This is a genomic window from Pseudomonas sp. AGC41 (genome assembly GCF_057334555.1).
This window is the reverse complement of sequence record NZ_JBHFJB010000081.1, coordinates 33,048-39,130: the sequence shown is the minus strand read 5'-3', so window position 1 is coordinate 39,130 and position 6,083 is coordinate 33,048. Positions and strand designations below refer to the sequence as shown.

At 62.7% G+C, this 6,083-nt stretch carries 3 protein-coding genes; all 3 read right to left on the bottom strand.

The window, feature by feature from the left end; all coding sequences use genetic code 11:
- Positions 1–87 precede the first annotated feature (87 nt).
- The gene (gene ligA / locus ACE04F_RS13860) at positions 88–2,445 is read right to left on the bottom strand and encodes an NAD-dependent DNA ligase LigA (RefSeq protein ID WP_486107518.1); all 2,358 of its coding nucleotides are present in this window, start codon (positions 2,443–2,445) and stop codon (positions 88–90) included.
- A gap of 129 nt (positions 2,446–2,574) precedes the next feature.
- Entirely contained in the window at positions 2,575–3,426 is an 852-nt protein-coding gene (gene zipA / locus ACE04F_RS13855) for a cell division protein ZipA (RefSeq protein WP_486107516.1), read from the bottom strand.
- 256 nt (positions 3,427–3,682) lie between these two features.
- Positions 3,683–6,083: chromosome segregation protein SMC (gene smc / locus ACE04F_RS13850; RefSeq protein WP_486107515.1), on the bottom strand; the 2,401-nt coding region annotated here is incomplete at its 5' end.

Here is a 6,083-nt window from a genome sequence, read left to right as displayed (position 1 = left end):
CCACCTGGAGGGTTGCGTCGATCTGGTTGGGGCGGCTGCGCCACCCAGCGGGAGCCCCCCCCCCCCCCACAAGAGCGGGCTGCCCACTCACACTGTGATGCCATACCCCTTCAAGAAATCGACGAAGGCTTGTTCGTCGAGCACCTTGAGCCCCAGCTCATTGGCCTTGGCCAACTTCGACCCGGCGCCCGGCCCGGCCACCACGCAATGGGTTTTCGCCGACACGGAACCGGCCACCTTGGCGCCGAGGCTTTCCAGCTTGTCCTTGGCAACGTCGCGACTCATCAATTCCAGCGAGCCGGTCAGCACCCAGGTATGCCCCGCTTCAGGCAAACCCTCGACGACTTTTTTCTCGCTCTGCCAGTGCATGCCGAAATCCCGCAGTTGCTGCTCGGCGGCCAAGGCCTGCGCGCGGTTGGCGGCGCTGGCGAAGTACTCCCGCACGGCGTTGGCTTGCTTTTCCGGCAAGGCCTGGCGCATGTCCAGCCAGTCGGCATTCATGACCGCTTCGAGCGAGCCGAATTTGTCCGCCAGTTTTTGCGCCCCGCCCGGTCCGACCGAAGGGATGTGCAGCTTGTCGAGGAAGCCGCCCAGGGTGGTGCTGGCGGAAAACTCGGCACCGAGTTCGCCCTGGTCCTGGATCTCCAGGCCATGCCGCAGCAAATCCTTGATGACCTGGCGATTGTGCAGATCCTCAAAGAAGCTGTGGATCTCATGAGCCACTTCCAGGCCGACATCCGGCAAGTACGTCAGCACTTGGGGCAAGGCCGCCTGCACGCGCTCCAGCGAACCGAGGGAGCGGGCCAGGACTTTGGCGGTCTCCTCGCCCACGTCCGGAATGCCGAGGGCATAGATGAAGCGCGCCAGGCTCGGCTTCTTGCTATCGACGATAGCCGCCAGCAGGTTCCTGCTCGACAACTCGGCGAAACCTTCCAGATCGACCACTTGCTCGAACGTCAGCGCGTACAGATCGGCTGGCGAGCCCACCAGGCCTTCATCCACCAACTGCTCGACGCTTTTTTCGCCCAGGCCTTCAATGTCCATCGCCCGGCGCGAGACAAAGTGGATGATCGCCTGCTTGAGTTGCGCGCCGCAGGCCAGCCGACCGACGCAACGGTACACCGCGCCTTCGCTGACGGTTTCGCGGCCCTTGCTGCGCTTGATCAGTTGCGTACGTTCCACATGGGAGCCGCAGACTGGGCATTGCTCAGGGACCTGCACCGCCCGGGCATTGTCCGGGCGACGCTCGGTGACGACTTGCACCACCTGCGGAATGACGTCGCCGGCGCGGCGAATGATCACCGTATCGCCGATCATCAGGCCCAGCCGCGCCACTTCGTCCATGTTGTGCAGCGTGGCGTTGGCTACGGTCACGCCGGCCACCTTGACCGGCTTGAGCCGCGCCACGGGGGTGACGGCGCCGGTGCGGCCGACCTGGAACTCGACGTCCAGCAACTCGGTGAGTTCTTCGCTGGCGGGGAATTTATGCGCGATGGCCCAGCGCGGCTCCCGCGCCCGGAAACCCAGCTCGCGCTGCGAGGCGATGCTGTTGACCTTGAACACCACGCCGTCGATTTCGTAGGCCAGCGAATTACGCCGTTCACCGATGTCACGGTAGTAGTCCAGGCATTCGTCGATGCCGTGGGCCAGCTTCAGCTCGCGACTGATGGGCATGCCCCAGGCCTTGAGCTGCTTGAGGTTGCCGATGTGGGTATCGGCGATGTCCGAGCTCACCTGACCGATGCCATAGCAGCAGAATTCCAGCGGACGGTTGGCGGTGATCTTCGAATCGAGCTGGCGCAGACTGCCCGCCGCGGCGTTGCGCGGGTTGGCGAAGGTCTTGCCGCCCGCCTCCAGTTGCGTAGCGTTGAGACGCTCGAAACCGGCCTTGGACATGTACACCTCGCCACGCACTTCCAGCACCGGTGGCCAGCCGCTGCCCTGCAGCTTGAGGGGAATATTGCGCACGGTGCGCACGTTGACACTGATGTCCTCGCCCGTGGTCCCGTCACCGCGCGTCGCCCCGCGCACCAGCAGGCCGTCCTGATACAACAGGCTGACGGCCAGGCCATCGAGTTTCGGTTCGCAGCTGTATTCCACCGCCGCACCACCGCCGAGCAAATCGCCGGTGGGCAGGTCGAGGCCCTCGGTCACCCGGCGGTCGAACTCACGCATGGTGATTTCATCGAAGGCGTTGCCCAGGCTGAGCATCGGGATCTCATGACGCACCTGGCTGAACGCCGACAGCGCCACGCTGCCGACCCGCTGGGTCGGGGAATCGCTGGTCACCAGCTCCGGATGCTGCTCTTCCAGGGCCTTGAGTTCGTGGAACAGGCGATCGTACTCGGCGTCCGGGATGGTCGGTTCATCAAGGACGTGGTAGCGATAGTTATGCTGGTCCAGCTCGGAGCGCAGCTCCAGGATGCGGGTTTCGACGGCGTTCATAGTGTTCTCTCATAAAGCAAAAGAGCAGCCTGGGCTGCTCATTTTTCAAGACTTTTCTGGGGAGGGCTTCGCCCTCCAGCGGGAGCAAGCTCCCTCGCCACAAAAAAAGCTCCTGGCCAAAGACTGACTTCAGCGCTTCTGCGTCAGGGCCCGGCGCTCGAACTCGACGATGCGCTGGCGGTAATGCTCGATGGTCTGGGCGGTCAGCACGCTGCGCTGGTCATCCTTCAATTCGCCGTTGAGTTCCTGGGCCAGCTTGCGAGCCGCGGCCACCATCACATCGAAAGCCTGTTTTGGATGGCGCGGGCCTGGCAGGCCGAGGAAGAAGCTCACCGCCGGGGTACTGAAGTGATCGATGTCGTCCAGATCGAACACGCCAGGCTTGACGGCGTTGGCCATGGAAAAGAGCACCTCGCCATTGCCTGCCATGCTTTCGTGGCGATGGAAAATATCCATTTCGCCGAAACGCAGGCCACTTTCGAGGATGTTCTGCAGCAGCGCCGGGCCCTTGAAGCCGGCTGGATCGCGGCAGATCACGCTGATCACCAGCACTTCTTCGGCCTGGGCCTGATCCTTGTCGTTATTGGAACTGGAGGCCTTGCTCTCGTCCGGGAAATCACCGTCGCGGCTGCTGAAGCCCGGACCGCCATCGAGGTCAAGGTTCAGGTTCAGGTCGCCTTGGGACGGCTCGCTGTTGCGCTTGCCGCGCTTGGAGCCCGACTCACGTGGTTCGCGCGCCGGCGCGCTCATCGACGGCAAGTCGTGCTCGTCCAGCTGCGGCTCCTTGTGGGTATCCAGCACCCGTGGCGGGCCCAGCAGTTCGGCGCTGTCATCTTCTTCCGGCAGGTTCGACAGGCTGCGATCGAGGCGAAACTTGAGTTTCCCCTTGCCGCCGCGCATGCGACGCCAGCCGTCGAAAAGAATACCGGCAATGACAATGATGCCGATGACGATCAGCCACTCGCGCAGACCGATTTCCATGTAATCCCGTGCCTCTATAAAAATGCTGATAAATAAGGGGCTTAGCTATTTGCAAACCGCTTTAAAACGTGGCGCCAACTCTATGTTCTGAATGGCGTTTTGCCCACGCACACGAAAAATTGACATTAAACTAGCACGACCAAAGATAACTTTACACCGTCTGTCGCATTGGCTTATGCCGAATCGGTGAATTGAGTGACGGGCTACAACGGTAAAAAGGCCTACAACGCCCTACACCAGCGCCTACACACATGCTTCACGCATCAACCATCGCCATGGCCTCTTCCACATCCACCGCCACCAGCCGCGAGCAACCCGGCTCGTGCATGGTGACGCCCATCAACTGATCGGCCATTTCCATGGCGATTTTGTTATGGGTGATGTAGATGAACTGCACCGTTTCAGACATTTCCTTTACCAAGCGTGCGTAACGGCCCACGTTGGCGTCGTCCAGTGGCGCATCGACTTCGTCGAGCATGCAGAACGGCGCCGGATTCAATTTGAAAATGGCAAAAACCAGGGCCAATGCAGTCAGCGCCTTTTCGCCACCGGAGAGCAAATGGATGGTGCTGTTCTTCTTGCCGGGAGGACGCGCCATGATTGTCACCCCAGTATCGAGTAGATCTTCGCCCGTCAGTTCCAAATAGGCACTGCCGCCGCCGAAAACTTTCGGGAAAAGTGCCTGCAAACCGCCGTTGATCTGATCAAAGGTATCCTTGAAACGATTGCGGGTCTCCTTGTCGATCTTGCGAATGACGTTTTCCAGGGTCTCCAGCGCCTCCACCAGGTCATCGTTCTGGGCGTCGAGGTAGCGCTTGCGCTCGGACTGCTGCTGATACTCGTCGATGGCGGCCAGGTTGATCGCGCCCAGGCGCTGGATGCGCGCGGCGATGCGTTCGAGCTCCTCCTCGGCGTCTTTCTCGTTGGCACTCGCCATGAGGGTGGCGAGCACTCCGTTGAGGTCATAGCCGTCCTCCAGCAACTGGTCCTGCAAGGCTTTGCGGCGGACCGTCAGGGCCTGCCATTCCATGCGCTGCTGCTCCATCTGGCCGCGAATCAGCTGGGATTGCTGCTCGGCCTGGCTGCGGCGCTTCTCCGCGTCGCGCAGTTCGCGGTCGGCGTCCTCCAGCGCGATCTGCGCGGTCTTGAGTTCTTCGTCGACGCTCATGCGTTTGTCGAGCAACTCCTCAAGTTTCAGCCGCAGCTCTTCCAAAGGCGCCTCGCCCTCCTCCAGGTTGAGGCTCAGCTGTTCGCGCTTTTCGGTGAGGCGTTCCGATTGCATTTCCAATCGTTCCAACGCCTGGCGCGTGGAATCGTACTGGGCCTTGAGCGAGCCCAGGCGCACTGCCAACTGATGGGCATGATCCTTGTGTTGGCGCGCTTCCTGGCGCACCCGATCGAGGCGTTCGCGCAGGCTGTCGCGCTGGGCCAGGAGCAATTCGCGTTGTTCGGTGTCCAGCGCCATCGCGTCGAGGGCTTCCTGTAATTGCAGGCGCGCCTCGCCAATCTGTTCATGTTCCGACGCTCGCTGTTCACCCAACTCGGCGATTTCTTCATCGAGACGGGTGCGACGCAGGGCCAGTTGCTCGACCTTGGCCTTGCCGGCGGACAGCTGCGCCTTGAGGTCGCCCTGCTGGCGCGCCTCGTCCTGCAACAACCGGCGCAGGTGTTCGCGACCGTTTTCCTGCTGGCGCTGCTGCGCCCGCAGGTTCTGTAATTCGGTTTCCAGGGCTTCGACGCTGGCCTCGCGCTCTTCGCGCTCGGCGACCAGCCGCTGGATTTCCTGGCCACGGGCAAGCATGCCGCTTTCGGCCTCGCCGGCCCGGCGTACCCGCAGGAAATGCCGGCCGAGCCAATACCCGTCACGACTGATCAGGCTCTCACCAACCGCCAGTTGACCCCGCAAGGCCAGGGCCTGCTCCAGACTGTCCACCGGTTTGACTTGGCCCAACCAGGGCGACAGGTCAACCTGGGCCTCGACTTTATCCAGCAGGCTTCCCGGGATCCGCACGCCATCGCCAGCCGGACTGAGCAGGCGCAAATCGCCTTGGGCAAAACCCGAGAGATCGAAGCCGGCGAAATCGTCCACCAGCACCGCTTGCAGGTCGGCGCCCAGCACGGTTTCCACCGCCAGTTCCCAGCCCGCGTCGACTCTCAGCCCTTCGGCCAGACGCGGGCGATCGGCCAGATGTTGATCGCGCAACCACTCGGCCGTGCCGGTGCCGGGGTCCAGCGCGGCTTGTTGCAAAGCTTCCAGCGAGGCCAGGCGGCCGTTGAGGCGTTGCAGTTCGCCCTGGGCTTGCTGCTGGTTTTGCAAGGCCAGTTGCAAGGCCTGGCGCAGTTGTTCCAGCCGCTCGACCTGGGCGTCTTCGCTGGCCTGCAAATCTTCGAGGGTCGCTTCGCTGGTGGCGAGCTGCTCGCTCAGGTCGAGGATCGCCGCGTCTTCCGGATCCGCAGCGAGCAACGCCCGCTCTTCAGCCAGGCGCCGTTGCCGTTCAGCCAAACGCTCCATACTGGTTTCGAGCTGCTGGATGCGCGACTGCTGCACCTCGGCCTGGCGCCGCGGTTCGGCGGAAGTCAGGTTGAAACTGTCCCACTGCTCCTGCCAGCCGTGCATGGTCAGCTCGGCTTCTTCCAGGGCTGGGGGGGGGGGGGGG

Coding starts and splice junctions, on each gene's coding strand:
- ligA (WP_486107518.1), bottom strand. CDS start 2,445: ATGAACGCCGTCGAAACCCGCATCCTGGAGCTGCGCTCCGAGCTGGAC.
- zipA (WP_486107516.1), bottom strand. CDS start 3,426: ATGGAAATCGGTCTGCGCGAGTGGCTGATCGTCATCGGCATCATTGTC.